The 25,577-nt window shown below is 44.3% G+C and carries 26 protein-coding genes and 1 tRNA gene; 19 read left to right on the top strand and 8 right to left on the bottom strand.

What is annotated here, in order from left to right:
• The first annotated feature begins 98 nt into the window (after window positions 1–98).
• The gene (locus GTK07_RS03390; protein ID WP_163633014.1) at window positions 99–440 is read left to right on the top strand and encodes a plasmid mobilization protein; all 342 of its coding nucleotides are present in this window, start codon (window positions 99–101) and stop codon (window positions 438–440) included.
• Window positions 437–1,480, top strand: a complete 1,044-nt coding sequence (locus GTK07_RS03385; RefSeq protein WP_163633012.1) for a relaxase/mobilization nuclease domain-containing protein — start codon at window positions 437–439, stop codon at window positions 1,478–1,480. The genes GTK07_RS03390 and GTK07_RS03385 overlap by 4 nt, the downstream gene beginning before the upstream one ends.
• 54 nt (window positions 1,481–1,534) lie before the next feature.
• Here GTK07_RS03385 and GTK07_RS03380 read toward each other — a convergent pair whose 3' ends face one another.
• The 5 genes from GTK07_RS03380 to rseP form a co-directional block, all read right to left on the bottom strand.
• On the bottom strand, window positions 1,535–1,882 hold the full coding sequence (locus GTK07_RS03380; protein WP_072880696.1) for a hypothetical protein: 348 nt from the start codon (window positions 1,880–1,882) through the stop codon (window positions 1,535–1,537).
• 30 nt (window positions 1,883–1,912) lie between these two features.
• On the bottom strand, window positions 1,913–2,164 hold the full coding sequence (locus GTK07_RS03375; RefSeq protein WP_072880694.1) for a hypothetical protein: 252 nt from the start codon (window positions 2,162–2,164) through the stop codon (window positions 1,913–1,915).
• A 2-nt stretch (window positions 2,165–2,166) separates the two neighbouring features.
• The gene (locus GTK07_RS03370; protein WP_072880692.1) at window positions 2,167–2,436 is read right to left on the bottom strand and encodes a helix-turn-helix domain-containing protein; all 270 of its coding nucleotides are present in this window, start codon (window positions 2,434–2,436) and stop codon (window positions 2,167–2,169) included.
• 181 nt (window positions 2,437–2,617) lie between these two features.
• Window positions 2,618–2,691, bottom strand: a tRNA-Asn gene (locus GTK07_RS03365).
• Window positions 2,692–2,758: 67 nt separating this feature from the next.
• A complete protein-coding gene (gene rseP, locus GTK07_RS03360) occupies window positions 2,759–4,114 on the bottom strand; it encodes an RIP metalloprotease RseP (protein ID WP_163633010.1) in 1,356 nt (451 codons plus the stop codon).
• A gap of 150 nt (window positions 4,115–4,264) precedes the next feature.
• Between rseP and GTK07_RS03355 the strand changes: the two genes are divergently transcribed.
• The 10 genes from GTK07_RS03355 to GTK07_RS03315 all read left to right on the top strand — a co-directional run bounded on the left by GTK07_RS03355 (window position 4,265) and on the right by GTK07_RS03315 (window position 11,720).
• Complete coding sequence (locus tag GTK07_RS03355; RefSeq protein ID WP_163633008.1) at window positions 4,265–4,939, top strand: SCO family protein; 675 nt, start codon at window positions 4,265–4,267, stop codon at window positions 4,937–4,939.
• 82 nt (window positions 4,940–5,021) lie between these two features.
• Window positions 5,022–5,267, top strand: coding sequence for a FeoA family protein (locus GTK07_RS03350; protein WP_163633486.1), 246 nt, complete (start codon window positions 5,022–5,024; stop codon window positions 5,265–5,267).
• Window positions 5,264–7,480 carry a ferrous iron transport protein B gene (gene feoB, locus GTK07_RS03345; RefSeq protein ID WP_163633006.1) on the top strand — a complete coding sequence of 739 codons (2,217 nt, stop codon included), beginning with the start codon at window positions 5,264–5,266 and terminating at the stop codon, window positions 7,478–7,480. Before GTK07_RS03350 ends, feoB begins: the two co-directional genes overlap by 4 nt.
• On the top strand, window positions 7,481–7,630 hold the full coding sequence (locus GTK07_RS19160; RefSeq protein ID WP_203583708.1) for a FeoB-associated Cys-rich membrane protein: 150 nt from the start codon (window positions 7,481–7,483) through the stop codon (window positions 7,628–7,630). It begins immediately after the preceding gene.
• Window positions 7,631–7,697: 67 nt separating this feature from the next.
• Window positions 7,698–8,093 (top strand): Plug domain-containing protein, encoded by a 396-nt coding sequence (locus GTK07_RS03340; RefSeq protein ID WP_163633004.1) that lies wholly within the window; start codon window positions 7,698–7,700, stop codon window positions 8,091–8,093.
• 139 nt (window positions 8,094–8,232) lie between these two features.
• Window positions 8,233–8,757 (top strand): RNA polymerase sigma factor, encoded by a 525-nt coding sequence (locus GTK07_RS03335; protein WP_163633002.1) that lies wholly within the window; start codon window positions 8,233–8,235, stop codon window positions 8,755–8,757.
• A gap of 2 nt (window positions 8,758–8,759) precedes the next feature.
• Window positions 8,760–9,551, top strand: a complete 792-nt coding sequence (locus tag GTK07_RS03330) for a HEAT repeat domain-containing protein (RefSeq protein WP_163633484.1) — start codon at window positions 8,760–8,762, stop codon at window positions 9,549–9,551.
• Window positions 9,552–9,570: 19 nt separating this feature from the next.
• Window positions 9,571–10,323 carry a DUF4097 family beta strand repeat-containing protein gene (locus GTK07_RS03325; RefSeq protein ID WP_163633000.1) on the top strand — a complete coding sequence of 251 codons (753 nt, stop codon included), beginning with the start codon at window positions 9,571–9,573 and terminating at the stop codon, window positions 10,321–10,323.
• A 31-nt stretch (window positions 10,324–10,354) separates the two neighbouring features.
• On the top strand, window positions 10,355–11,065 hold the full coding sequence (locus GTK07_RS03320; RefSeq protein WP_163632998.1) for a DUF4097 family beta strand repeat-containing protein: 711 nt from the start codon (window positions 10,355–10,357) through the stop codon (window positions 11,063–11,065).
• Window positions 11,066–11,144: 79 nt separating this feature from the next.
• Entirely contained in the window at window positions 11,145–11,720 is a 576-nt protein-coding gene (locus GTK07_RS03315; protein ID WP_163632996.1) for a hypothetical protein, read from the top strand.
• Window positions 11,721–11,859: 139 nt separating this feature from the next.
• Here GTK07_RS03315 and GTK07_RS03310 read toward each other — a convergent pair whose 3' ends face one another.
• From GTK07_RS03310 to GTK07_RS03300, 3 genes are read right to left on the bottom strand one after another with little or no spacing between them, the layout of a single operon-like run.
• Window positions 11,860–12,252 carry a DUF423 domain-containing protein gene (locus tag GTK07_RS03310; protein ID WP_163632994.1) on the bottom strand — a complete coding sequence of 131 codons (393 nt, stop codon included), beginning with the start codon at window positions 12,250–12,252 and terminating at the stop codon, window positions 11,860–11,862.
• Between the two features lie 10 nt (window positions 12,253–12,262).
• Window positions 12,263–12,673, bottom strand: a complete 411-nt coding sequence (locus tag GTK07_RS03305; protein WP_163632992.1) for a DUF2141 domain-containing protein — start codon at window positions 12,671–12,673, stop codon at window positions 12,263–12,265.
• Window positions 12,674–13,114 carry a hypothetical protein gene (locus tag GTK07_RS03300; protein WP_163632990.1) on the bottom strand — a complete coding sequence of 147 codons (441 nt, stop codon included), beginning with the start codon at window positions 13,112–13,114 and terminating at the stop codon, window positions 12,674–12,676. It abuts the gene before it with no gap.
• A 57-nt stretch (window positions 13,115–13,171) separates the two neighbouring features.
• On the opposite strand from GTK07_RS03300, the gene GTK07_RS03295 reads away from it, so the two are divergent.
• The 7 genes from GTK07_RS03295 (at window position 13,172) to GTK07_RS03265 (ending at window position 25,573) form a co-directional block, all read left to right on the top strand.
• The gene (locus tag GTK07_RS03295) at window positions 13,172–13,969 is read left to right on the top strand and encodes an SDR family NAD(P)-dependent oxidoreductase (protein ID WP_235932414.1); all 798 of its coding nucleotides are present in this window, start codon (window positions 13,172–13,174) and stop codon (window positions 13,967–13,969) included.
• A gap of 7 nt (window positions 13,970–13,976) precedes the next feature.
• A complete protein-coding gene (locus GTK07_RS03290) occupies window positions 13,977–14,453 on the top strand; it encodes a hypothetical protein (protein WP_163632989.1) in 477 nt (158 codons plus the stop codon).
• Between the two features lie 133 nt (window positions 14,454–14,586).
• The gene (locus tag GTK07_RS03285) at window positions 14,587–17,703 is read left to right on the top strand and encodes a WD40/YVTN/BNR-like repeat-containing protein (protein WP_203583707.1); all 3,117 of its coding nucleotides are present in this window, start codon (window positions 14,587–14,589) and stop codon (window positions 17,701–17,703) included.
• A gap of 72 nt (window positions 17,704–17,775) precedes the next feature.
• Window positions 17,776–19,524 (top strand): glycoside hydrolase family 13 protein, encoded by a 1,749-nt coding sequence (locus GTK07_RS03280; RefSeq protein WP_163632985.1) that lies wholly within the window; start codon window positions 17,776–17,778, stop codon window positions 19,522–19,524.
• A gap of 86 nt (window positions 19,525–19,610) precedes the next feature.
• On the top strand, window positions 19,611–20,009 hold the full coding sequence (locus GTK07_RS03275; RefSeq protein WP_163632983.1) for a hypothetical protein: 399 nt from the start codon (window positions 19,611–19,613) through the stop codon (window positions 20,007–20,009).
• A 78-nt stretch (window positions 20,010–20,087) separates the two neighbouring features.
• Window positions 20,088–24,437 (top strand): CusA/CzcA family heavy metal efflux RND transporter, encoded by a 4,350-nt coding sequence (locus tag GTK07_RS03270; RefSeq protein ID WP_163632981.1) that lies wholly within the window; start codon window positions 20,088–20,090, stop codon window positions 24,435–24,437.
• A 2-nt stretch (window positions 24,438–24,439) separates the two neighbouring features.
• Entirely contained in the window at window positions 24,440–25,573 is a 1,134-nt protein-coding gene (locus tag GTK07_RS03265) for an efflux RND transporter periplasmic adaptor subunit (RefSeq protein ID WP_163632978.1), read from the top strand.
• Window positions 25,574–25,577: the final 4 nt, after the last annotated feature.

Genomic DNA, 25,577 nt, shown 5'->3' with positions numbered 1-25,577 from the left:
AGTTAACGGAAGGTCACGAAGCAAGCTATGTTTTTGCTAGCAAAAACTGCTCACTGTGTTCGCAAGCTTGTTGGGGATTCTCCCCAAACCCCTAAGATATGGCAAGACCAAAAAAGGACATAAGATCTATCAGGCCCATCCAGGTAAATGTCAGGATGTCAGTGGACGAATATCTAGTGTTATCAAACAATGCAGGCACCTTGGGAATCGGAATTCCGGATTACATAAGAAGGAGGGCCACCGGCAAGGCACTGCCAAGAGTAAAGGTATTGCCGGAGAACAGAGAGCTTTTTGTCGGACTGAGCCGAATAGGGAACAACATCAACCAGCTTGCCAAGAGATCTCATTTGGGAATGCACGATTCCCAAGGACTCCAGAGGGAGTTGAAGGAACTAAAAGGCATACTGGATACCATAAAATCAGAAATTCTGGGCAAATGATAGCAAAGATCATAAAGGGAAAGGATTTCTATGGGGTGTTGGCCTATAATGAAAAGAAGGTGGAACAGGGGCAGGGCCGTGTGATCGATGCCAACATTGCCCATGGAAATACAGTTGATATGACCAAGGAGTTCAACCTTGTCAGACAGCTGCGTCCAAGATTGGCCAAAGCGGTCTGCCATGTCTCTTTGAACCTTCCCCATACCGATAATTTGAATGACAGGGAGTTTGCCTCCCTTGGGCATGATTATCTGAAGGGAATGGGCTTCGATGACAACCAGTATATCATTTATAGGCATACCGATGAGGAACACCACCATATCCATATCGTGGCCAATAGGGTAAAATTGTCCGGGGAAGTGGTGGATGACAGTAGGGACCTTTACCGGAGCAAGCAATTGGTCAGGGAACTGGAGAAGAAATACAATCTTGTCCAATTGCCGGACAAGAACATGACAAAAGGAGCGGCACTGACCCAAAAAGAGGTGGAAAAAGCGATAAGGACATCGAAACCACCAATAAAACTTATACTCCAGCAACATCTTGAGAGTGTATTAAGGGAATCCAAGGATGTGGCCGGGTTCATTGATGGATTGAAACAAAGGAACATCTTTCCAAAGTTCAATGTCAGCAAGAGCACGGGCAGGGTTACGGGAATCTCGTTCAGATATGGGGAGGTAATCTATAAGGGAAGCACCCTGGGAAGGAAATATTCATGGAACAACATTGTAAAACACATTGATTATGAACAAGACAGAGACCGTCCGATTATTCTCGAAAATAATGTTGCAGAACGAAGAGCTGAAAGAGCTTTTGGTGAGGGTCTTGGAAGGGCAACAGGTACTCCAGGAAAAACAACAGATGCTCCGGGAGGGCCAGTCCAAACTTTTGGGCAACCAAAAAATCATATGGGAGCGGCTCAAGCAGTAGCTTCTGGCCAAGATATGGAAGAGGAAATTCTATGGACACCTTTTAAACTGGAACTGGATGATAGAAATCGACGAAAACGGAAAAAGAAAGGAAAAGGGAGGAGACTATAGGCATATACAAGTGTTGATTTTCCAATATGTCAAGGAGAAACCTTCCTGTTTAAATCAAGAAGCATCATCGACCCACCGCAGTTTGTGCATGATGCGGTGCAATGTAGGGGCCAGGAGAATACCGAAGGAGGCTATGAACACCAGACCGGAGTACAGTCCATAGACGCCCACAAACCAATGTCCAACGTGTGTAACGGGCCTTTCGACCAGACCGAGGCCGGCCAAGAGCATGGAGGAGTTCAAGAAGGCTTGGTGAAAAGACATTTTCTCAAAAAACATGAACCCGGAAATGCCCACTACCAGTGAGACCATGATTATTGCCAAGATTATGGCAAGATGGGAAAACATCCGCTTCAAGAATCGCTTTCTGGAAATAGGTCTCTCATTTGGCTTTTCATACATAAATTGGCCATTTGGTAATAGCTCCAAAAATTAAAGGCCAAGACTTTCGTCCTGTGATTTTCCCTTACCCTTTTTTGGATTTTCCGATTTATCCTGTTGATTGCTTTTGGATAGTTCTGCCTCGTCGATGAATTGTTGCATCCCCAAATGCATGGGGTTTGAGGTCATGGTCTTTTCTTGGTTCTGGAATATGTGGGATTTCAAGTTCAGTTCCTTTGCCAAGCGGTACCCCAGATTAAAGGCCTGTTTGAATTTTGCGTCAATTTTGATGTCTTCTTCCATGGCTAAAATGTTTCGCGGACATGTTTTTCGATGTATTCAGTAATGGAGTCCCTGTCATAAAGAATGATTTTCTTTTGGGGCTGGGAAAACCTGATCTTCCCTTCGTCCCTTAATTTTTGAAGGGTGGTCGTGGATTTTATCTTTAAGATCGACATGGCTTCCTCTCCGTCGATCCATTTCTCCGTCCTGTCCTGTCTTTTGGACTCAAGGTGTTCGATCACCTTTTCGAACAGGGCATAAAAGGCTTCTTCTTGGACACAGATGACTTGCATGACAATAAATCGGCTGGATTGATTTACTCCAATATTAAGGCTTTTTGGTTTTCCTGACAATTTAAAGTTTGGAAACCGGAATACTTTTTCTCAAAATTAAATCGATCAAAAAAGCACGCCGAAAGCACGCCGTTAAAAGAAAAAAGCAGTTATAAAATTTTATAACTGCTTGATTTTTAGGCTCCCCCTCTTGGGCTCGAACCAAGGACCCTCTGATTAACAGTCAGATGCTCTAACCAACTGAGCTAAGGAGGAATTTTACCTTAAGCGGGTGCAAATATAGCAGATTCTTTATTATACCACAAACAAAAAAATTGCTTTTCTATTTAAATAGCCATTTGTACAGATCGTTTCCGTTGGCAAACAGCAACAATGCAATCAATAAAAAGAACCCAACCATCTGTGCGTACTCCAAAAATTTGTCACTCGGCTTACGCCCAGTGATCATTTCATATAACAAGAACATCACATGACCCCCATCCAAGGCTGGAATCGGCAGAATGTTCATGAATGCCAAAATAATGGATATAAAGGCTGTTGTGGCCCAAAAGGCAGGCCAGTTCCAAGTATCGGGGAACATGCCACCAATGGCAGCAAACCCTCCTACCCCTTTATAGGCTCCAGTTTCTGGATTGAAAATCTTTTTTAATTGCTTCATGTAGCTGGACAGGGTCGACACTCCTTTGTTGATTCCTGCTGGAATCGCCTCCAAGAGGGAATATTTTTGGGTTTCGATCCTAAATACTCCTTTATTCTGAAAATCTTCCATCGTCATGGCAGCGGTTTCCAAGCCCAATTTGGCATCTTTGCTCACTTGTGCCATAACATGATGCTCCGTACCATCTTCCCTTTTAACAAGGACATCCACCTCTTTTCCCTTGTTGCTATCCAACAAGGTCATCACCTGATCACGGTATTTAGCAGGTGACCCGTTGATGTTGACAAACTCGTCTTTAGGCCTAAAGCCTGCATTTTTATTGTGGGAAGTATCCGGAACTTGGTTCACGATAAAGGGCACCCTGAAACTCAAGAATTGGATCTTATCCTCATCTTCCAAAAGAGTGGAAATAAAATCAACCGGGATTTCCTTTTCAATCCTTTGCCCGTTCCTTTCCAAGGTAATGCTGTTCCCGTTGATCAGTTCCGCAAAAACGCTTCTAAAGGTTTTTAGTTCATTACCATCCACTGCAATGATCTTGTCCCCTGTCTGGATCCCAATTTCATCGCCGATGGACTTTTCAGTGACCCACACACCATCCTTCAAACTGTCCATGGGAATGTATTCATCTCCGTAGGAATACGCCATACCAATGTAGATGAACACCGCCAAAATAAAGTTTACGGTTACCCCACCCACCATAATGATCAAGCGTTGCCAGGCCGGTTTGCTTCGGAACTCCCATGGCTTGGGCTCTTCCTTCATTTGTTCAGTGTCCATGCTCTCATCGATCATCCCGGAAATCTTCACATAACCTCCCAAGGGCAACCAACCGATACCATAAACCGTTTCCCCTATCTTCTTTTTAAAAAGGGCAAACTTTACATCAAAAAAGAGAAAGAACTTTTCGACCCTTGTCTTAAAAATCTTGGCGGGTATAAAATGCCCCAGCTCGTGCAGCACGATAAGCAGGGAGAGGCTTAGAAAGAATTGTATGGTCTTTATCAATATAGGGGTCATCAGTCACAATTTGTTAAAACGCACAAAAGTAACCTTTTAGGAAATGATAAAAAAACCAAGGTTTTGCCCGCTCACCGATTTAAGAAAGATTTAGCAACAAAAGTTGTATTTTATCATGGTGGATCATCCCTTGGGCCGTAATTTTGCACCATGGGTTCCTTTTTTGCCAAATACAAGTTGTTCGGGTTGGTGTTCCTTGGCCTATCGGCTATCATCATCTATCTGTTCTACAATGCCCTACAGCCGGAAAATGTGCTCCCTGTGTACCAACCTAACATGGTGGACCAATCGCTCGTGGACAGCACACTCTACTACAAAAAGAAGTACCACACCATTGCGGATTTTGCCTTGTTGAACCAAAATGGGGACACCATTACCCAAGAAAATTATAAGGATAAAATTTACGTGGCAGATTTCTTTTTTACCACCTGCCCCACTATTTGCCCCATCATGACCAAGAACATGGGAGAGATACAGGCCGCCATTTTGGATGACCCCAACATCATGTTGTTGTCCCATTCGGTTACCCCAGTAATCGATTCCGTACCGCAATTGAAAAAGTATGCCTTGGAAAAAGGAGTGGTGGACAGCAAATGGAACCTGGTGACAGGGGACAAAAAACAGATCTACGAACTGGCACGCAAATCGTACTTGGCGGTAAAGACCGATGGAGATGGCGGACCATACGATATGATCCACACCGAAAACTTCATCTTGGTGGACAAGGAGAAAAGGATCAGGGGTTTTTATGATGGCACCAACCGGGAAGAAATCAACAAATTACTGGAAGACATCAAAATTCTTGAAGCCAGTTATAAAGACTGATGCAAAACGTTTGTAGGATGATGGGCAAATATTTAGCTTTTTTACTTATTTTTGCCGTTAATTATATTCAATCTAAATAAGCATAGTGGCTACTGTTGCAGACCTCACCCAAGGCCAAAAGGGAATCATCAAAGATTTTGCGGAACATGTTCTTCCCATCAAACTATTGGAACTCGGTTGTTTGCCCGGAAACAGAATTGAGCTGATCCAGGTGGCCCCGTTGAACGACCCCATTTACATCAACCTTAGCGGAAGCCACATAGCCATAAGACGATCACTGGCCGAACTCATTGAGCTGGACATCATAGAAGAAAACCAAGCCCTATGAGCAAGAACATCAACGTTGCCCTGATCGGTAATCCCAACACCGGTAAAACCTCCGTATTCAACCAGCTTACCGGGCTCAAACAAAAAGTGGGCAACTACCCAGGTATCACGGTAGAGAAAAAAGAGGGCATCTGTAAGCTTCCCAGGGGGGTAAAGGCCCATATTTTGGACCTTCCAGGCACCTACAGCCTCAACACTACGTCTTTGGACGAAAGCTTGGTGGTTGAGTTGCTCCTGAACAAGAACGACAAAGATTATCCAGATGTGGCAGTCGTGATCAGCGATGTGGAAAACCTCAAAAGGAACCTCTTCCTTTTTACCCAGATCAAAGATTTAAAGATCCCCACAATCTTGGTCATCAACATGGCGGATCGGATGTCCAGAAAAGGAATTTCCTTGGACATCGAGGCCATGGAAAAAAAGCTGGACACCAAGATTGCCCTAGTCAGTACACGCAAAAGACAGGGTATAGATCGGGTCAAGGAACTTATTGCGGACCACAAAAACCTGTCTTCCGCACCCAATGTCGATGCCAAAAGAATTTCTCCCGAGTACTTTGAAAGGCTTCAAAAAACATTTCCAAACGAGGATCTGTACAAACTATGGCTGGTGATCACCCAGGATGTGAACTTCATGCCCATTGAAAAGAAACGGATTGAGGACGCCACATCATTCGCCACCAAGTCCAAGGAAGAACTCAAAAAATTGCAGCACAAGGAGACCGTGCTCCGCTACCAGTTCATCAACAACACCCTAAAAGAGACCTATAAAGTGGATTTCCAGGCGGCCAAAGGCCTAAGGGGCTCTTTGGATAGGATCCTCACCCATAAGATTTTTGGCTATCTCATCTTCTTTGTGATTTTATTGACCATTTTCCAGGCTATTTTCGACTGGAGCAGCTACCCCATGGATTTTATCGATGAGCAATTTGCCATGGCCAGCGAATGGATCAAAAATACCTTGCCCCCCGGTGTGTTCACCGATCTTTTATCAGAGGGAATCATTGCGGGAATCGGAGGGATCGTGATCTTTATTCCCCAGATTGCCTTTTTGTTCCTGTTCATTTCCCTGTTGGAAGAGTCGGGATACATGAGCCGTGTGGTATTTTTAATGGATCGGTTGATGCGTCCCTTCGGACTTAGCGGAAAGAGTATCGTGCCTCTCATTTCAGGAACGGCCTGTGCCATACCCGCCGTAATGGCTACCCGAACCATTGAAAATTGGAAGGAAAGGCTCATCACCATTTTGGTGACACCGTTCACCACTTGCTCTGCCAGGCTACCAGTTTATTTGATCTTGATTGCACTGGTGATTCCCAAAGGGACCATTTTAGGGTTGAGTTTCCAAGCGCTTACCTTGATGCTTTTATACCTCATCGGATTTGGCATGGCCATTTTCTCCGCCATGGTCCTGAACAAAATCCTGAAGATCAAGAGTCGATCGCTTTTCATGGTTGAGATGCCCACCTACCGATTGCCTTTATTAAAAAATGTGGCCTATACCGTTTTGGAAAAAACCAAGAGCTTTGTGTTCGGGGCAGGGAAAATCATCTTGGCCATCTCCATTGTACTTTGGTTTTTGGGTTCCAACGGGTATTCGGAGGATTTCAAGAACGCCGAGCAGATCGTGAACGATCGCATTGAACAGGAAGGTCTGAGCACATATAGCAAGAACTACATCCAGAACAATATTGATGCCTATCGTGAAAATGCATTGGCGGAAGGCATTGCCCCGGAAGTCATTCAAGATTCCATACAGTCCATGACCCATTATCTAAGGGAAAGGGCCGAAGCCCAGGAAATTGCCAGCTACAAGTTGGAACATTCCTACATAGGCCGGGCCGGAAAAGCATTTGAACCCGTGGTAAAACCTTTGGGCTACGATTGGAAAATTGGGATAGCCGTGCTCACTTCCTTTGCGGCCCGAGAGGTGTTTGTAGGCACCCTGGCCACCATCTATAGCGTGGGGAGCGACGAGGAAGAAACCATCAAAACCAGAATGGCCGCCGAATTGGACTCATCCGGAAGGCCTTTGTTCAACTTGGCTTCCGGTATTTCCTTGATGCTGTTCTATGCCTTCGCCATGCAATGTATGAGCACTCTTGCCATTGTAAAACGGGAGACCAACTCTTGGAAATGGCCCTTGTTCCAATTGGGCTTTATGAGTGTTTTTGCCTACCTTGTAGCATTGATTGCCTATCAAATCCTCATCTAAATGGAAACGCTTCAACACATATTGGTCTATCTTATCTTGGCCTTGGCCGTAGCCTTTTTGGTCTATAAGTTCCTTCTTCCCAAGTCCTTGATCCATGGGAGCAAGAAAAATTCCAAGGACTGCGGGCAGGACAATTGCGGCTGCGGTTAACATCCCCGATAGGATTCATGTCTTGAACTGATTAATTTTTAGTATTTTAGATTACAATCCTACTCCCATGAAAAGCCATCTTCTCTGTATCTTAGTACTGCTTTTGTTGTTGACGAGCTGTTCATCCAACAAGAATGCAACTTATGATAAAAGCCATTCCGAGGAACTGGCAGAAAAAAATGCCAGGAATATTCCACTGATCGATCGTATCCGAAAAATGCCTGGGATCACTTTACGAAATGGAGTACCCCATTTTCTTCGGAATTCAACCCAATTTTTCGATAGTGGAACCGAACCTCTATATGTATTGAATGGTACCGTGATGGGTAATTCCTTTCAATCCATCAATCAATTGGTGGACAGTTTCAACGTAAAAAGAATACAGACCATTGCCGGTTCTGATGCCGCCGAGTATGGGGCCAGAGGTGGTAACGGAGTCATAAAGATCACAACATACAACTAACCGTTCTCCTTATTGTTTTCAAGAGGAAAGATTCTATTTCCAAATCTACCTGACATCAACCTTTAAATTTTTTTATTGGTGATGTAACCTTTTACATTTTCCTGACTATATAAAGTAAACACCAACTAAAAAATATCTTTTGGAAGCGCTTTCAGATGAAATGATCATGCAAAAAGTGGCAGAGGGCAATTTAGACCTGCTCAAGGTACTTTTTGACAGGCATCACAAACACGTGTACAATTTTCTGTTCAAAATGACAGGGGACCGCATGTTGAGTGAAGACTTGACGCAGGATGTTTTTTACAAGTTGATCAAGTACAGAAGTTCATACAATATGGGGTCTTTCAAGTCTTGGTTGTTCACCATAGCACGGAACAGTTTAAAGACGCATTTTACAAGGCACCATAAAACGTTTGAAGACATTGAGGTTTTGGCCTACCAATCGGTGGAAGATGCACATGATATGACCGAGAACAATGCCCATTTGCAAAATGCATTGAACCGATTGCCCCCAGAAGACCGTGAACTGATTTTGTTGAACCGATATCAGGAAATACGGTACGACGACTTGGCGGAAATGATGGGCAGTAGCCCAGGTGCGATAAAGACCAAGGTCTGCCGAATATTAAAAAAATTAAAAGAAATCTATTTAGAAACGATATAACCATGGAAAACGAACACGTTTTGGATCTTATCCCCGAATATTTGGATGGTTCCCTGGACAAGGAGACCATGAAAGACATCCAACGGCACTTGGAAAAATGTCCCCAATGCCAGCAAGAGACAAAGGAAATGGAGGCACTCCTCAAGGCATTCAAGAGTGATGTGGTCCCCGTTCCTTCGGAACGATTACGTTCAAGATTTGAAGAAGCTTTGGAAGCCGAGAAAGCATCCATGGGCAAAGTGGTTCCCTTGCCCCTCGAAAAGAAAAACCGCAACTGGGCCAGTTCAGTGCTCAAAATTGCCGCAAGTATTGCCTTGTTGGTCGCTTCCTTTCAGATGGGAAGTGTGTTCCAACAGAAAAAAATAAATCAGGAATTGGCTCAACTGAAAGATGAGAACCTGGACATGAAGCAGACCGCCATGCTATCCCTTATGGAAAATCAATCGGCCAGCAAACGCATACAAGGGGTCGCCTATATTGATGAATTTGAAAATCCGGATGAATCCATCATTCAAGCCCTGGCCAACCGATTGCTCAACGATGAGAACGACAATGTTCGGTTGACCGCCTTCGAGGCCCTATCCAAGTACACCTCCTCGGAAACGGTAAAGAATGTATTCATTGAAGCTTTGGAAAAAGAAAAAAATCCGAGCATCCAAGTGGCGATCATACAGACTTTGGTGCAGATCCAAGAGAAAAAAGCGGCAGAGCCCATGAAAAAACTGTTGGAGAAAGAAGACACCCAACCTTTCATCAAGGAACAGATAAAAGCAGTATTACCAAGTTTAACATAAATATCAAAAAACGAAAATCATGAGAAAATTCACCATTATCCTAGCCGCGTTATTTGCCAGTGCGGTTGCCCAGGCCCAAGCGGATTATACCAAATCCCTGAGTGGCATCCAATGGGTAAAAATTGAATCCAAAGCGAACGTAATTGTAAAAACCCACAACTCCAACGAGCTGTTGATCAAATCTGGTCCATCAGTTGAAACCCCAGAAAGGGCCAAAGGCCTCAAATTAGTGGGAGAGGGCGGTACCGATAACACCGATGTGGGCTTTTCCGTCATCCAGGATGGCAGCACCCTCATTGTTTACAACTTAAGAAAAACCGGTGATGCCGAAATCTACCTGCCAAAAAACCAAAATGTTTCCGTGAAGAGCACTTGGAACGGGGACATTGAAATTGACGGTTTTGCCGGTGAAATTGAAGCAGATGCCCAATTGAACGGCAGCGTTAAGGTCACCAATGTAAACGGTCCGGTTACGGCCAATACGCTGAACGGAGAGCTTGCCGTAACCTTCGGTACGGTAAAACAAGATTCGCCGATTTCCCTGTATTCCACCAATGGTGCCGTGGATGTGTCCTTACCTAGCAACACGCCTGCCAATCTATCCCTAAGCACCTTGAATGGCAATGTGTACACCGATTTCGATATTAAAGCTGCAGAAAAGAACGGTATGCGAACCCTGTTGGGTAGAAACATCAAATCCACCATCAATGGTGGAGGGGTCAGCTTTTCCATGAAGTCGACCAATGGGAACATGTACCTGAGAAAAAAATAATCACAATCAAAAAATCAAAAAACGAACAGTCATGAAAAATTTTATCCTAGCCTTGATAGGTTTTTGTACCCTATCCCTAAGTGCCCAAAAAATCATTGAAAAAAACATCAACCATTCTGGGCAATACATTGAACTTGATGTAAAATTCGCATCCAACATTGAAGTGAAGACATGGGACAAATCCACCGTTTATTTCAAAGCGGACATTACCACAAAAGATGGAAAATTCATCGATCTATATGATCTGGACATAGACGAAAGTAACTCATCCATCACCATCTCGGAAGATGCCATTCCGGTATTCAAGGCATTTCAGAATGAATGGGACAAAAATCATCCAGGAATGAAGGACAGGGGTTTTATGGAAGATAATACCTATACGTTCAACTACGTGCTCTATGTGCCCAAAAATGCTTCTTTTAAGGTGAGTAGCATCAATGGTGAGCTAAAATCTGAAATTATTGAAGGGAACTTCACTGCAGATCTGATCAATGGGGATATCGATATCAAAAAGTACAATGGCGATATGGACCTACAGACCATTAATGGAGCGATCGACTTGGTCATGAAGGATACCCAAATGGTGGCCGAGACCTTGAACGGTAACATTTATGCGGATGAAAAAATGGACCTTACAGTATCCAAACGTCATGTAGGGCAAAAAGTAGAGGGAAGTTTTGGCAATGCCTCGCACCACCTGAAACTGAACACCATCAATGGCAATGTTTACTTAAGGCTCTAAATCACAACAACACGGTATATCTGAAACATGACCCAATCTCAAGATTGGGTAAGAGCTGTGTTATTCAAAAAAATAAATTATGAAAAAATCTGTGATTGTCTTTTCAGCAATTCTTTTGTTTTCATGCTCACAGTCAAAATCTAACAAACCAAAAACTGTATCTAAAATGGAAAATCTGGGTAATGACAGCATTACCCAGGTTGAAAATAATCGTATAGCAGTTTTAAATGAACTTAGAAATGAACTTCTTCTAACCTATGGCACAATTGATGGATGGTCGAGGGTAGACATGGGACCATGCGGTGAGTTTGCCTATGCCTTCTATGAAGAGTGGAATTCCAGGTTCAAAGACTCGGTCAATATTGTTTTTATGATGAAACCGGATGGTTCAGATTGCAATCATGTTCTTGTAAGGTTGCCAGATAAAAATTTGTTTGATGCCGGACTTGGAGTTATGGATGAAAGTGCCTTAAAGCTTGTTTTCATAGAAAGCCATATTGAGGACATGGTTCATTTTGATTATGACTTATTAGAAAAATGGTCATATGGATTGCATCGAAAATATTACAATTGCCCAAACTATTCAGACAGTTTATCAAGAAGTATATTAAAACGTCATTTTGACAAACTAGCAATGCAAAATAATGGAAGGTAATTTAGGGTTGCCGGTAAAAGTTGCATTCATAAAACCCGCACTCAACACTTTGTATAAATAATAGTTGCAAAGTCGTAAATATCAAAGTTTGTAACCCGTTCAAAATGAACGCCATCAACGGCAACATGCACCTTAGGCTCTAGATCAAATTGGAAACAAAGGAATAGAGCAACAAGGCCCAACCGACTACCAATAGTAATCCCCCAATTGGGGTAACCGGGCCCAAAAATCGAAGTTTTTCCCCTTTTGCTGCGCTCAAACAAAGTGCATAAATGCTGAAGGAAAACAAGAGGGTACCAAAAATGAAACAATTGACCATGGCCGAATCCAAAGACCTGTCAAAACTCAGGTTAAACCCAAGTACCAAAAGCACTAGGGCATGGTACATCTGATACTTGACCCCTGTCTCAAAACTATGTAAGAGTTCGGGGGTCAATTTCTTTTTGAGGGCATGGGCACCGAAGGCACCAAAAACCACAGCCAGTAGCCCGTACAATGCTCCCATAAGTTGCGCCATAAACAGTGTTCCCATCTACCAAAATTTAAAGATTAATACTGATTTCGTAATCCGAGGTAATGTGAAAGGCGCACTCCTTGTATTTTGGGGGGCCAAAGGTCTTCATCTCGGCATTCGAAAAGGCCACCTTTTCCCTGGGAATGCCCAACCAGTTCGTGTCCAGTTTCCCATTGTTGTTTTCATCATGAAAAACGGCCAAGGCATATTCCCCTGCGGGAAGGTTTGCAATCTTTAACATCACACTGCCTTCATTGGCCTGCACGCTTTTGGTCGTCAAGACCCGCTCAAAGGAAAGAAAGGCTTCATCCGAATTGTAAACGGCCACATTTACCTTACCTTTTTTAGAGGGCACATTGTTCACGTGTACCGAAATGGTGTTCTGGGCCAAGACCATCACGGGAAAACACAGCACGGCGAAAAAAAATAAGTTTCTCATCTATTCATTCCCTTTGGAAGTGGTACGTTCGCGAAGATCCGTTTGCAAAATGGAGTATAATTCTTGGGTCTGAAGACTATCCTGCAGGTTGAGGTACATTTTGAGTGAGTCATGGTGCACCACTTTGATTTTCTGCTGCCGAAGGTCATCCACAAAAACATAGACCTTGGTTTGGGTGATGGAGTCCTTGAAAACTCCTTTTTCCCTCATGCCCCATGAAAAGCCAGTGGAACGTTCCATTTCGGGCAGCTTATCCACCAAAAGAACACTATCGATCTCGGTCAAGGGAATTTTTTGATAGTATATACCCGAGAAAATCCTGAGATTTCCCTCCTCTATCTTGTGCCAATTTTTGTAATGCTCCACAAAGGCCAGCGCACAGAACACCATGGTGACCACGATCAGTACGTTCCAAAGCCAATGTCTTTTTTTATTGCCCATATGGTATGATACGGTTGAAGGATTTAAAGGTAGTGCAATTCAAATTAGCAGTCAAAAATGTCCATTCCTGTTATCTTTGAAGCAATAAGTACCACCATTATGGATTTTACAGGAAAAAATGTTCTGATCACAGGAGCCTCACGCGGCATTGGAAAGGCAACCGCCATGGCTTTCGCCCAAAAAGGTGCCAAAGTCGGGATCAACTATAGGAGCAATGATGAAGCCGCCCAAAAAGCGTTAGCGGATTTACCGGGAAATGGACATCATCTTTTTAAGCGGGACATTTCCCAAAAAGAAGAGACCGAAGCCTTGATTGCCGATTTCACAAAAGTTTACGGTCAGTTGGATGTTTTGGTAAATAATGCAGGTATTTCCATTTTCCATGAAATGGATAAAGTGGATTTTGACCACTGGACCCACGCTTGGGAAAAAACATTTGAAACCAATCTTTTTGCCGCGGCCAACCTTTGTTATTGGGGAGCCAAGGCCATGATGGATTCAGGAGGCGGACATATCGTAAATGTCTCCTCCAGGGGGTCATTTCGCGGAGAGCCTACCAAACCGGCCTATGGTGCAAGCAAGGCTGCCCTGAATGCCATGAGTCAATCATTGGCCAAAAAACTGGCTCCTTACCACATTTATGTGGGAGTAGTGGCCCCAGGGTTCACCGAAACCGAAATGGCCAAAGAAACGCTCACTCCTGAAGAACGTGAAAATCTTCTGCGGGAATCCCCATTTAAACGCATGGCCCAACCAGAAGAAGTTGCCCATGCCATTTTGTTTTTGGCTTCGGATGGTTCCGCTTATTCATCGGGAACCATAATAGACGTGAACGGAGCCTCCTATTTGAGATAAACCATCTATGAAGACATCCACCATAGCACAGCTCAAAAAAGAACTTCAATTTAAATCTTCAGATGAGGTAGTTCAACTCTGCCTGCGATTGGCTCGGTTCAAAAAAGAAAACAAGGAACTCCTCACCTATCTGCTCTTTGAATCGGACAGCGAGGCGGGATATATAGAATCCGTAAAGCAAGAAGTGGACGAGTTGTTTTGCGAGATCAATGTCAACAGTTATTTCTACATCAAAAAAAGTGTGCGGAAGATCCTTCGGACCATCAAAAAATACATCCGTTATTCGGGAAATAAAGAAACGGAGGTAGAGCTACTTTTATATTTCTGCGAAAAACTAAAATCCCTTCGTCCCTCCATCAACAGAAATACCACCTTAAAAAATCTGTATGACAGGCAATTGGTCTATATCCAGAAGAAATTGCCCATGCTCCATGAAGATCTTCAATATGATTTTGGCGAACATTTGGACCAATTGAAAGGATAAACTTATATTTTTTCAACCATTTCTTTAGAAACTTTAAAAATATGAGGCTCAGCATCCTGATTGATGAAACATTTTCAATCATATTGAGTAAATTGTAGCTTTATTTTAACCACTCATAACCAACACCAACATCATGGGAATGCTAAAAACCTCAACCAGAACATGGCTGCTGCTGTCCATGTTCCTCTCTTCATTGTTCAATTATGCCCAAACTGCCGCTACCATGCAAGTGGATACCAGTTTTTACAGCGGTTTCAAATGGCGAAACATAGGCCCCGAAAGAGGTGGCCGATCATTGGGGTGCGCTGGAAGTCCGTCCAGACCCAATGAATATTATTTTGGGGCCACAGGTGGCGGTCTTTGGAAAACAGTAGATGGCGGTAATACCTGGAATTGTGTTACGGATGGACAGGTAACCAGTTCTTCCGTTGGTGCCGTGGCGGTGGCCGAGACCAATCCGGATGTGGTCTATATTGGAATGGGCGAAACCCAACTCCGGGGAAGCATTACCCAAGGGGATGGTGTGTATAAAACCACCGATGGGGGCAAAACCTGGACGCATATAGGCTTGGAAGAAACCCAGGCCATTGCCAGGGTACGTGTTGACCCAACCAACGAAAATATAGTGTACGTTGCGGCCCTTGGTCACCCCTATGGAGACAATGAAGAGCGTGGCGTTTTTAAAAGTATAGATGGTGGAGCTACCTGGAAAAAGGTACTTTATGTAAGCAATAAAGCTGGCGCGGCCGATTTAATCATTGACAGAAATAACCCCAATACCCTTTATGCCAGTACATGGCAAGTGTACCGAAAAGCTTGGAAAATGTGGGGAGGAGGCCCTGATTGTAAGCTTTGGAAATCAACGGATGGTGGTGAAACGTGGACCGATCTGACCCAAAATGTTGGTATGCCTAAGGGTCCTATCGGGAAAATCGGGGTGACGGTTTCTCCTGTGGATTCCAACAGGGTATGGGCCATTGTGGAAGCCAATGAAGGTGGTGTTTTTAGATCGGATGACGGGGGTAAAACTTGGGAGCTTACCAATAATGAACGTAAATTGAGACAACGTGCTTTCTACTATTCCAGAATTTATGCAGACCCCAAGGATAAAGATGTAATCTATGGGTTGAACGTTGGCTTTTTCAAGTCCACAGACGGAGGAAAAACCTTTGATGTAACCATTAATACACCCCATAGCGACAACCACGATCTGTGGATCGATCCCAACAATCCGGAAAGGATGATCAGTAGCAACGATGGTGGTGGTGTGGTGAGTCTCAACGGAGGAAAAAGCTGGACAGAACAGGATTATATCACAACACAGCTTTACCATGTTATGGCCACCAGTGATGTTCCCTATCATGTTGCTGGTGCACAACAAGACAATAGTACTTTGGCCATTCCTAGCGATGGTTGGGATTTTATGCAGGCCCGAGGACCCAACCATGGATGGTATTATGCCGTGGGTGGTGGTGAAAGTGGATGGATCACGCAGAGTCCTACCAACCCCGATATATTTTATGCGGGCAGCCAAGGTGCTTTGTTGACCCGTTATGATAGAAGCAATGGCCAAACAAGAGACATACAGGTATATCCTCGTTTTTTCTCCGGAGAGCCCGCAAGTGCCCTTCCCGAAAGGTGGCAATGGACTTTCCCAATCATGTTCGCTCCCAAAGACCCCAATGTGATGTATACCTGCTCCCAACACGTTTGGAAAACAACTAATGATGGACAAACTTGGGAAAAAATAAGTCCAGATCTTACATATGCCGACCCAGAGACTTTGGGCAAAACCGGTGGTATCATAACCATGGATATGAACGGTCCGGAGATTTATGCCACGGTATTTGCATTGGCGCCATCCAATCACGACATCAATACCATTTGGGCAGGATCTGACGATGGTAAGATCCACATTACCCGTGATGGTGGTAAAACTTGGACGGATATTACACCTAAAGACCTTCCGAAATTCTCTAGGGTCAGTATTATTGATGAATCTATCCATAATCCGGGCACTTTGTATGTAGCCGCCAACCGTTATCAGGTTGATGATCGTGAACCCTATGTTTTCAAGACGCACGATTATGGTAAAACCTGGACCAAGATCATTACCGGAATTGAAAAAGGGCATTTTGCAAGGGCCATCCGCGAAGACCATCAAAGAGAAGGCCTTCTTTTCTTAGCCACGGAACACGGGGTCTATTTTTCCATCAATGATGGGGATAACTGGCAGTCCCTTCAATTGAACCTTCCTGATACCCCGATCAGGGATTTGGTCATCAAAGACAACGACGTGGTCTTGGGATCACATGGTAGGGGATTCTGGATCTTGGACGACATTCAACCCCTTCGTGAATATTCCCCCGAACTGAAAAGCAAAAAAAATGTCCTCTTTAAACCAACCGATGCCATCCGGGGTATTTACAATGCCAACTTCCAATATTTTCTGGAGGAACAGGTAGATACCATCACTTTTGAAATACTGGATGCCAAAGGAGAATTGATTGATTCCTTTGGAGGGAATCAGCCTAAATACAAAAAAGATGATGACGATTCTTGGTACAGCAGGGGAAGCAGTACCAAACCCACCACGGCCAAGGGCATCAATACCTTTACTTGGAACTTAAGATATCCCGGCCCCACTACTTTTGATGGCATCATCATTTGGGGCGGATCGGTCAAAAATGGACCTAAGGCACCACTGGGCGCTTACAAGGTCAGAATGAAAGTAGGAGATGAAGTGGTACAGGAATTGCCCTTTAATGTGGTCATGGATCCCAACTTAAAAGGCATCACGGAAGAAGATCTTGATAAACAATTTGAATTGGCTTCCAAGATTACCAAAAAGGCAAGTATTGCCAACGAGGCAGTGATCCAGATCAGAAGTATCCGCAAGCAATTGGACAGTATCGGCAAAGGAATCTCAAGCAAGCAGTTCAAAAAACTTTCAGGTGACCTTATGGAGCCCCTGACCGTTGTGGAGGAAGACCTTTACCAAGTGAGGAACCAGTCCGGACAGGATCCCTTGAACTTCCCGATAAAACTGAACAACAGGTTCATTTCCCTTCAACGTAGTATTGAAAATGGCGATGCCAAACCCACCGATGCATCCTACGTTGTTTTTGATGAGCTGTCAAAGGAACTGGATATCCATATCGGAAAATTGAACAGTACTTTGGAAAAACAACTTCCAAAAGTGAATGCCTTTTTGGAAAAAAATGGTAGCGCCACCATCAATTTGGACTAACAGGATTTCCTAACGGTATGATTTCAGGCAAATCACCTATCTTTAAGGAACATAGCGCATAATTTAATTGTGATGAACCGTTCCTCAATACGATTGGTGATTTGCCTTTTTATAATATTGGTGGTGTCCAATTCCTGTAAGCAAAACAACAACCCGCAGACCACTACCTCTGTTCAAAATGCCGAATGGTGGAAAGAGGCCATCGTTTACCAGATTTATCCCCGTAGTTTCAAGGATTCGGATGGTGATGGTGTCGGCGACCTAAAAGGTATCATAGAAAAGCTCGATTACATTAAAAGTTTGGGAGTAACGGCCGTTTGGCTCAATCCCATCTATAGCTCGCCCAATGCCGATAACGGTTATGATGTAAGCGACTATCGTGGCATCATGGAAGAATTCGGAACCATGGATGACTTTGATGCCCTATTGGCCGGACTGCATGAGCGTGACATCAAATTGGTCCTGGACATTGTGGTAAACCACAGTAGTGATGAACATGAATGGTTCAAACAATCCAGAAGCTCTCGGGACAATCCCTATCGTGATTATTACCATTGGTGGCCGGCCGAAAAAGGGGAACCTCCTTATCGCTATAGTTTATTCGACCCCAAGGGAGATGCTTGGCAGTATGACTCACTGACCAATGCCTACTACCTTCATTATTTTGCCAAACAACAACCCGACCTCAATTGGTCCAATCCAAAAGTGCGTCAAGAGGTTTATGATATTTTGCGATTTTGGGCCGATAAGGGCGTGGACGGTTTTCGGTTGGATGCCTTTCAGTTTGCGGCCAAGGATACCACCTATCCTGAATTTCCCGATGGTTTTGAGAAGGACTTCATTCAATACTATGCCATGCAGGATGGGCTCCACGATTATCTGAAGGAAATGAACCAAGAAGTTTTTAGTAAATATGATGTCATGAGCGTTGCCGAAGGCGCCGGCCGTAATTTTGATGATGCCCATAAATTGGTAGATCGGGACAGAAAAGAGCTTAATATGGCCTATGCCTTTGAAGGGGTGGATATTCCCAAATATGAGGGATATGAATTGGCAACCATGAAGGAAGTGTTCAGCAAATGGGACAAGGAATTTAACAAAGACGGATGGCTTTCCATTTTTTTGGCCAACCATGACCAAGCCAGAATGGTAAGTCGATGGGGCAATGACAGCGAAGCATACCGAAGTGCCTCGGCCAAATTGTTGAATACCTTTATTTTGAGCATGCGAGGCACTCCCTATTGCTATTATGGGGATGAACTTGGAATGACCAATATTGATTTTGATACCATTACACAATATCAGGACATTGCAGCCATCAATGGCTATCAAAAAGCATTGTCCGAAGGTGAGGATATGGACTTGTTCATGAAGAAACTCAATTTTGGTTCCAGGGACAATGGGCGCACCCCAATGCAGTGGGACAATTCCGAAAATGCAGGATTCACCTTGGGAACCCCTTGGCTTCCGGTCAATCCTAATTATATCGACATCAACGTACAAAAGGAGAACTCCAATCCCGGTTCCGTACTGAATCATTTTCGGGAATTGACAACACTTCGAAAGCAAAATCCCGTTCTGGTCTATGGAAGCTATGAGCTTTTTGCACCTGAACATCCTAGCATTTACGCCTATACCAGAACTTTGGGGGACAAAACGCTTTTGACCCTGTTAAACTTTTCTAAAGAAAGTTCCGATATTAGCCTTGAGGTAGGTTGGGCCAAATCCCCAATTATTATAAATAATTATAATGACCTTCAAATTATTGACGATTCCATAAAAATGAAACCGTTCCAAGCGGTGATTTTGAACATCAACTAATTCATTACCAATATAATCAGACTCATTCTAAATTACTGATTAAGTATTCATCCTACTTCCGATTATCGTAATTTTACGTTGTCAGGATGAACAGACTTATTACCATATTAACAGCAATGCTCATTTTGCTCCAGAGCATCAATATCCATTTTACGGATTTGGTGGAATTGGGGCAATTGGTGGAACATTACAAATTCCACAGTGAGGAATATGGTGACAATTTTACGGTTTTCCTCTCAAAACATTACGGCGAATTAAAAGCCTCCCATAGCCAAAAGCACCAAGAAGAACAAAAAGATCATGAAAAGTTGCCTTTTCAGCATCAGTCCCAATGTTTCCAACAGTTGGTCTTTGTTATGGATTCCAATCCTTTTATGGGGTCCCGTTCAGAAATTCCGGTTGCCCAAAAGGGAAATTTCCATTATCAGATGTCGGACTCCCAAGTATGGGGCGACGGGTTGTTCCAGCCTCCCAAACAAGCATAATTCATAGTCTCCCAGCCATAACTGGGCACTTTTTACGAAGCCTTATTGAATCTATAATGCTATCATTCCCTATGAATCATGTTTTCAAAAATTATCACATTTAGCATAAAGAACAAATTCATTGTTCTGCTCTTTACTTTATTTATTGCGTTACTGGGACTATACTCCCTATCACAGATTCCCATTGGTGCCGTTCCGGACGTGACCAATAACCAAGTGCAGGTACTTACCACCTCCAGTAGTTTGTCCACCCAGGATATGGAACAGTTCATCACCTACCCGGTAGAGTTGGAAATGGCAAATCTACCTGGGGTAAAGGAAATTCGATCGGTCTCCAAATTTGGCCTTTCAGTGGTCACCATTGTCTTTGAAGACAACTTGGGAACCTATCTGCCCCGGCAGCTTATCGCTGAAAAAATCAAATCGGCCTCCAAACGTATCCCGGAAGGATTCGGAACCCCTGAAATGGGCCCCATAACCACTGGGTTGGGTGAAATTTACCAATACATCTTGGATGTGGAACCCAAATACAGGGACCAGTACACCTCTACCGACCTCAGGACCATACAGGATTGGGTCGTAAAACGGCAGCTTTCCGGCATTCCCGGTGTAGTCGAGGTCAATACCTGGGGAGGTCACCTCAAACAGTACGAAGTGGCCATCCAGACCCAAAAACTGAACGCACTGGACATTGCTGCCACCGAGGTGTTCACCGCATTGGAAAAAAACAACAGTATTGCAGGGGGCGGGTATATTGAAAAGGTGAACCAAGCCTATTTTATCCGTGGGGAAGGTTTGGTGGCCAACCTAAAGGACATTGAAAACATTGTGGTGACAACGCGAAACGGAATACCCATTTATATTAAGGACATTGCCAAGGTCGGATTTGGAAGTGCTCCCCGCTTTGGTGCCATAACTGGAAACGGTGAGGGGGAAAAAGTACTGGGCCAGATCATGATGTTGAAAGATGCCGATTCCAAGAGGGTGATCGAAGCGGTTAAGGAAAGAGTGGCCAATATCTCCAAAGCACTGCCCGAAGGGGTATACATCAATCCCTTTTTGGATCGGAGCGAACTGATCGGAAGAACCACTTTTACCGTAACGGAGAACCTTATTCTAGGGTGCCTCATTGTAATATTTGTGGTGGTCCTGCTTTTGGGAAATTGGCGTTCAGGCCTTGTAGTGGCCTCCGTGATTCCCCTCTGTCTGTTGTTCGCCCTCACCCTGATGAATACTTTTGGGGTCGATGCCAACTTGCTGAGTCTCGGGGCCATAGACTTTGGTATCATCATCGATGGAGCGGTGATCATCGTGGAGTTTATCGCTTTCCAAATCACTCAAAAACAAGGTGAGTTGGCCAATCTGGGCAAGCATGAAATCCAAACCCTAAAGGATGAGATTACGGTGAAAGGAGCCACCAAAATGATGAATTCCGCAGTGTTTGGGCAGTTGATCATTCTTATCGTGTTCATCCCCATCCTCTCCCTTAGTGGAGTTGAAGGCAAGATGTTCAAACCGATGGCATTGACCTTCAGTTTTGCCCTACTTGGAGCGGTTTTGTTGTGTTTTACCTATGTTCCGGTTGCTTCTGCTTTATTCCTGAAGCCGAGCAAGAATGAATCCAAAGGGATATCCGCGCGTTTGGTAAACTGGATCAATAGACAATACGAACCCGTCATCCACTGGGCCATGGAAAGCAAGAAATTGGTACTTTCCGTTGCGGCGGCATTATTGGTGGGGGCCATGCTCCTCTTTACAACGATGGGGGGTGAATTTGTGCCGACTTTGGACGAAGGGGATTTTGTAATCCAACCCATTTTGAAAACGGGCACATCCTTGGCCAAAACGGTGGAGACCACAACCAAAATCGAAAAAATACTAATGGACCAATTCCCCGAGGTGGATCAGGTAGTGAGCCGAATTGGAGCTGCCGAAGTACCCACGGATCCCATGTCCATGGAAGAAAGTGACGTAATCATTTCCCTTAAACCAAAATCGGAATGGGTGTCCGCAGAGACCAAAGATGAGCTTGCAGACAAGTTTAAGGAAGCCCTTTCCGTGATTCCCGGAATGGAAGTGGAGTTTACCCAACCCATCGAGATGCGCTTCAACGAGTTGATCACTGGGGTTCGGGCAGATATCGCCATCAAGATATTTGGGGAAAACCTCGAGACCTTGAACAAAAAGGCGAACGAAATCAAGCAACTCATCGAACATGTGGAGGGAGCTTCCGACATTACCGTTGAAAAAGTGGAAGGACTACCGCAGATGAACGTTTCCTTCAATCGAGCAAAAATAGCACGCCACGGACTCAATATTGCCGACCTGAACGAAATGGTGTCCATGGGGTTTGCCGGTAAGATAGTGGGCAGTGTCTTTGAGGGAGAGCGTCAATTTGATATGGCCGTTCGTCTGGACTCAATCAGTCGACAAGATATTTCCGACCTTAAGAATCTATATGTGGACATCCCCTCCGGAGGTAAAATTCCGCTGAGCGAATTGGCAGAGATCACCTATCAAAAAGGTGCTGCCAAAATATCCAGGGACAATACCCGCAGAAGGATCGTGGTCGGTATCAACGTGAGAAACCGCGATTTGCAATCCGTAGTGGACGATGTTCAACTATTAATCAATAACAACATCAAACTGCCTACCGGGTACACCATTTCCTATGGCGGACAATTTGAAAACTTGCAGAACGCAAAGGCAAGGTTGATGATCGCCGTGCCCATCGCATTGCTGCTCATTTTCATCATGTTGTACTTTGCTTTCCATTCTGTTAAAGAGGCTTTATTGATCTTCTCGGCTATTCCGCTATCTGCAGTTGGAGGGGTACTTCTGCTATGGCTTAGAGGAATGCCCTTCAGTATTTCAGCGGGAGTCGGTTTCATTGCACTCTTTGGTATTGCGGTACTAAATGGTATCGTACTTATTGAGCATTTCAAGGAATTGAAGGGGAAGGATTTCGATTCCATGGAAGACCTGATCAAACAAGGAACCAAAGATCGGTTGCGTGCCGTATTGTTGACCGCTTCGGCCGCAGCCTTGGGCTTTTTGCCCATGGCGGTATCCACCAATGCAGGGGCAGAGGTGCAACGTCCTTTGGCCACAGTGGTCATCGGCGGTTTGGTTACGGCTACCATGCTCACCTTGGTGGTGTTGCCTGTGTTATATGCCTATTCCCATAATATTAAGTTCAAAGGCATGAGAGAAAGAAGAAAAAGGAAAAAGATGTTGAAAAACCAAGGACTGACGCTTATCCTCTTATTGATCTCGTTTTCTGGATTTTCCCAGTCCAAATTGCATTTGGAAGACCTGAAGGCCCTATCCTTGAAAAACAACAAGGGCTTACAAGCAGGGTCTTTGATGGTAGACCAGGCCGATGCACTGAAGGGAGCCGCCTTTCAATTGGAAAAGACCGATTTCTACTATCAATACGATGAGAACAACCTTGCTTTGAACGGGGAACCCTTAAAGGTCTTCGGGGCCAAACAGATGTTGGAATTTCCAACGGTGTACGGAGCCAAGAGCAAGGTGCAAAAATCGAACTATGAGCTGCAAAAATCAGCTTTGGAACTCAGGAAAAAAACCTTGTTCCAATCGCTGAGCACTGCCTATTACGAATACCAGACATTGAATCAAAAAGCCAAAATGTACCATACACTGGATAGCATTTACTCCCAGTTTGCCCATGCGGCGGACCGGCGTTTTGAGCTCGGCGAGACCAATTATCTGGAAAAGGTGACCGCACAGGCCAAACAACGGCAAATTGCCAATACCTACGCCAAGGTCCAGCAGGAAATACTGACCGCGAAGGCCTTGCTTATCAGTTTGGTGCAAAGTGGCGATACCTTGGATATTGCCATAGAAAAACCTGAAAAATTATCGGTCTTGAATACCTCTGGTCTGTTGGAAGCGGAAACTACTTTCCTAGAGCAGCGCCAAGAACTGAGCAATGCCCAAAAACGGTTGGAAGAAAACCGATTGTTGCCGGACATCGATCTGGAGTATTTCCGTGGGACCAACAAAGGCCTTGGCACTTCCCTGTACGGTGTGCAATTGGGATTGAGGGTTCCCCTGTTTTTCTTCGGACATAGCAACAAGGTGAAATCCTCAAAGATCCAGACCAAGATCACGGCTATGGAAAACCAGGAAATCAGTATTACCACCTCCCAACGACACAAGACCCTCTTGCAGCAATTGGAGCAACAAGCCAAGGAACTCTCCTATTATGAAGAAGAGGGAGGGCAACTGTCCGAACAGATCTTAAAAGCGGCCTCGGGCAATTTCAGTAATGGGGAAATCGACTTTTTCCAATACATCCAAAGTTTGGAGAATGCCTACGAAATCCAGTTGAATTACCTGGATGTGCTCAACCAATATAATCAGACCGTGATCGCCATTAATTACTTGACCATAACATTATAACAATGAAAAATATCATCTATAGCTACGCCACCGTTTTCCTTTTAGTAATGACAGCCTGTGGCAACAAGAACAACGAAACCACCACTTCGGATGCCGAAACGGAATCCGATGCCATAGTGGTGACCCAAGACCAATTTTCCGCCAACAATTTTGTTTTGGGCGGTTTGGAAGAAAGAAGTTTTCCCGATGTGGTGGAAACCTCGGGCATGATCGATGTGCCACCGGAAAACAGGGCCAGTGTGATGGCCTTTATGGGGGGATTCGTAAAAAAGACGCCACTTTTAATAGGCGACAAGGTAAAAAAAGGCCAATCGTTGGTGACCCTGGAAAATCAGGAGTTCGTGCAAATGCAACAGGAATATCTTCAGGTGTATAACCAACTGGATTTTCTAAAAGCCGAGTTCGAGCGAAACCAGACCTTGTTCGATGAAAAGATTGCTTCGCAAAAGAACTTCCTTCAGGCGAAGAGCAACTATGAGACTGCAAAGGCCCAATACCAAGGGTTGAGGGAGCAATTGCAGATGCTCAACATTTCTCCCAGCCAAGTGGAGAAAGGCTCCATCAGCTCACTGGCTAACATCTATGCTCCGATTTCAGGTAGTGTGACCAAGATGAACGTTTCCATGGGAAGCTATGTATCCCCAGCCAGCGAAATCTTGGAAATCATCAACAACGAGCATGTCCATTTGGAGCTCACGGTTTTCGAAAGAGACATTTTAAAAGTGAAAAAGGGGCAAAAAATTGAGTTTACCATTCCAGAAGCCTCTAACGAAACCTTTAAGGCTGAAGTGTATTTGGTGGGTGCCTCCATTGATGATGCCAAAAGGACCATCAAAGTCCACGGCCATCTAGAAAACGAGGATCACACTGGATTCCTTCCAGGGATGTTCGTAAACGCAATGATCATGACCGATACAAAAAATGCTTTGTCCCTTCCTGACGAAGCGGTAATCGAATCCGAAGGGTCATCCTACGTATTAAAATTGGTCTCCCAAGATGCGGAAGGCTATACTTTTGAAAAATTCCATGTCAATAAAGGCCACAGTTTTGGTGGTTTCACTGAAATCAAATCAGCTGACCTCAAGCAAGGAGATCAATTTTTGCTCAAAGGTGTTTTTGACCTGATTGGAGGATAGCACA

The sequence above is a fragment of the Flagellimonas sediminis genome, assembly GCF_010500845.1.
Classification (GTDB): Bacteria; Bacteroidota; Bacteroidia; order Flavobacteriales; family Flavobacteriaceae; genus Flagellimonas; species Flagellimonas sediminis.
Note: the sequence above shows the minus strand (reverse complement) of the source record. Positions and strands in the feature narration are given on the sequence as shown.

Coding starts and splice junctions, on each gene's coding strand:
- GTK07_RS03390 (WP_163633014.1), top strand. CDS start 99: ATGGCAAGACCAAAAAAGGACATAAGATCTATCAGGCCCATCCAGGTA.
- GTK07_RS03385 (WP_163633012.1), top strand. CDS start 437: ATGATAGCAAAGATCATAAAGGGAAAGGATTTCTATGGGGTGTTGGCC.
- GTK07_RS03380 (WP_072880696.1), bottom strand. CDS start 1,882: ATGTATGAAAAGCCAAATGAGAGACCTATTTCCAGAAAGCGATTCTTG.
- GTK07_RS03375 (WP_072880694.1), bottom strand. CDS start 2,164: ATGGAAGAAGACATCAAAATTGACGCAAAATTCAAACAGGCCTTTAAT.
- GTK07_RS03370 (WP_072880692.1), bottom strand. CDS start 2,436: ATGCAAGTCATCTGTGTCCAAGAAGAAGCCTTTTATGCCCTGTTCGAA.
- rseP (WP_163633010.1), bottom strand. CDS start 4,114: ATGACCCCTATATTGATAAAGACCATACAATTCTTTCTAAGCCTCTCC.
- GTK07_RS03355 (WP_163633008.1), top strand. CDS start 4,265: ATGGGTTCCTTTTTTGCCAAATACAAGTTGTTCGGGTTGGTGTTCCTT.
- feoB (WP_163633006.1), top strand. CDS start 5,264: ATGAGCAAGAACATCAACGTTGCCCTGATCGGTAATCCCAACACCGGT.
- GTK07_RS19160 (WP_203583708.1), top strand. CDS start 7,481: ATGGAAACGCTTCAACACATATTGGTCTATCTTATCTTGGCCTTGGCC.
- GTK07_RS03340 (WP_163633004.1), top strand. CDS start 7,698: ATGAAAAGCCATCTTCTCTGTATCTTAGTACTGCTTTTGTTGTTGACG.
- GTK07_RS03330 (WP_163633484.1), top strand. CDS start 8,760: ATGGAAAACGAACACGTTTTGGATCTTATCCCCGAATATTTGGATGGT.
- GTK07_RS03325 (WP_163633000.1), top strand. CDS start 9,571: ATGAGAAAATTCACCATTATCCTAGCCGCGTTATTTGCCAGTGCGGTT.
- GTK07_RS03320 (WP_163632998.1), top strand. CDS start 10,355: ATGAAAAATTTTATCCTAGCCTTGATAGGTTTTTGTACCCTATCCCTA.
- GTK07_RS03315 (WP_163632996.1), top strand. CDS start 11,145: ATGAAAAAATCTGTGATTGTCTTTTCAGCAATTCTTTTGTTTTCATGC.
- GTK07_RS03310 (WP_163632994.1), bottom strand. CDS start 12,252: ATGGGAACACTGTTTATGGCGCAACTTATGGGAGCATTGTACGGGCTA.
- GTK07_RS03305 (WP_163632992.1), bottom strand. CDS start 12,673: ATGAGAAACTTATTTTTTTTCGCCGTGCTGTGTTTTCCCGTGATGGTC.
- GTK07_RS03300 (WP_163632990.1), bottom strand. CDS start 13,114: ATGGGCAATAAAAAAAGACATTGGCTTTGGAACGTACTGATCGTGGTC.
- GTK07_RS03295 (WP_235932414.1), top strand. CDS start 13,172: ATGTCCATTCCTGTTATCTTTGAAGCAATAAGTACCACCATTATGGAT.
- GTK07_RS03290 (WP_163632989.1), top strand. CDS start 13,977: ATGAAGACATCCACCATAGCACAGCTCAAAAAAGAACTTCAATTTAAA.
- GTK07_RS03285 (WP_203583707.1), top strand. CDS start 14,587: ATGGGAATGCTAAAAACCTCAACCAGAACATGGCTGCTGCTGTCCATG.
- GTK07_RS03280 (WP_163632985.1), top strand. CDS start 17,776: ATGAACCGTTCCTCAATACGATTGGTGATTTGCCTTTTTATAATATTG.
- GTK07_RS03275 (WP_163632983.1), top strand. CDS start 19,611: ATGAACAGACTTATTACCATATTAACAGCAATGCTCATTTTGCTCCAG.
- GTK07_RS03270 (WP_163632981.1), top strand. CDS start 20,088: ATGTTTTCAAAAATTATCACATTTAGCATAAAGAACAAATTCATTGTT.
- GTK07_RS03265 (WP_163632978.1), top strand. CDS start 24,440: ATGAAAAATATCATCTATAGCTACGCCACCGTTTTCCTTTTAGTAATG.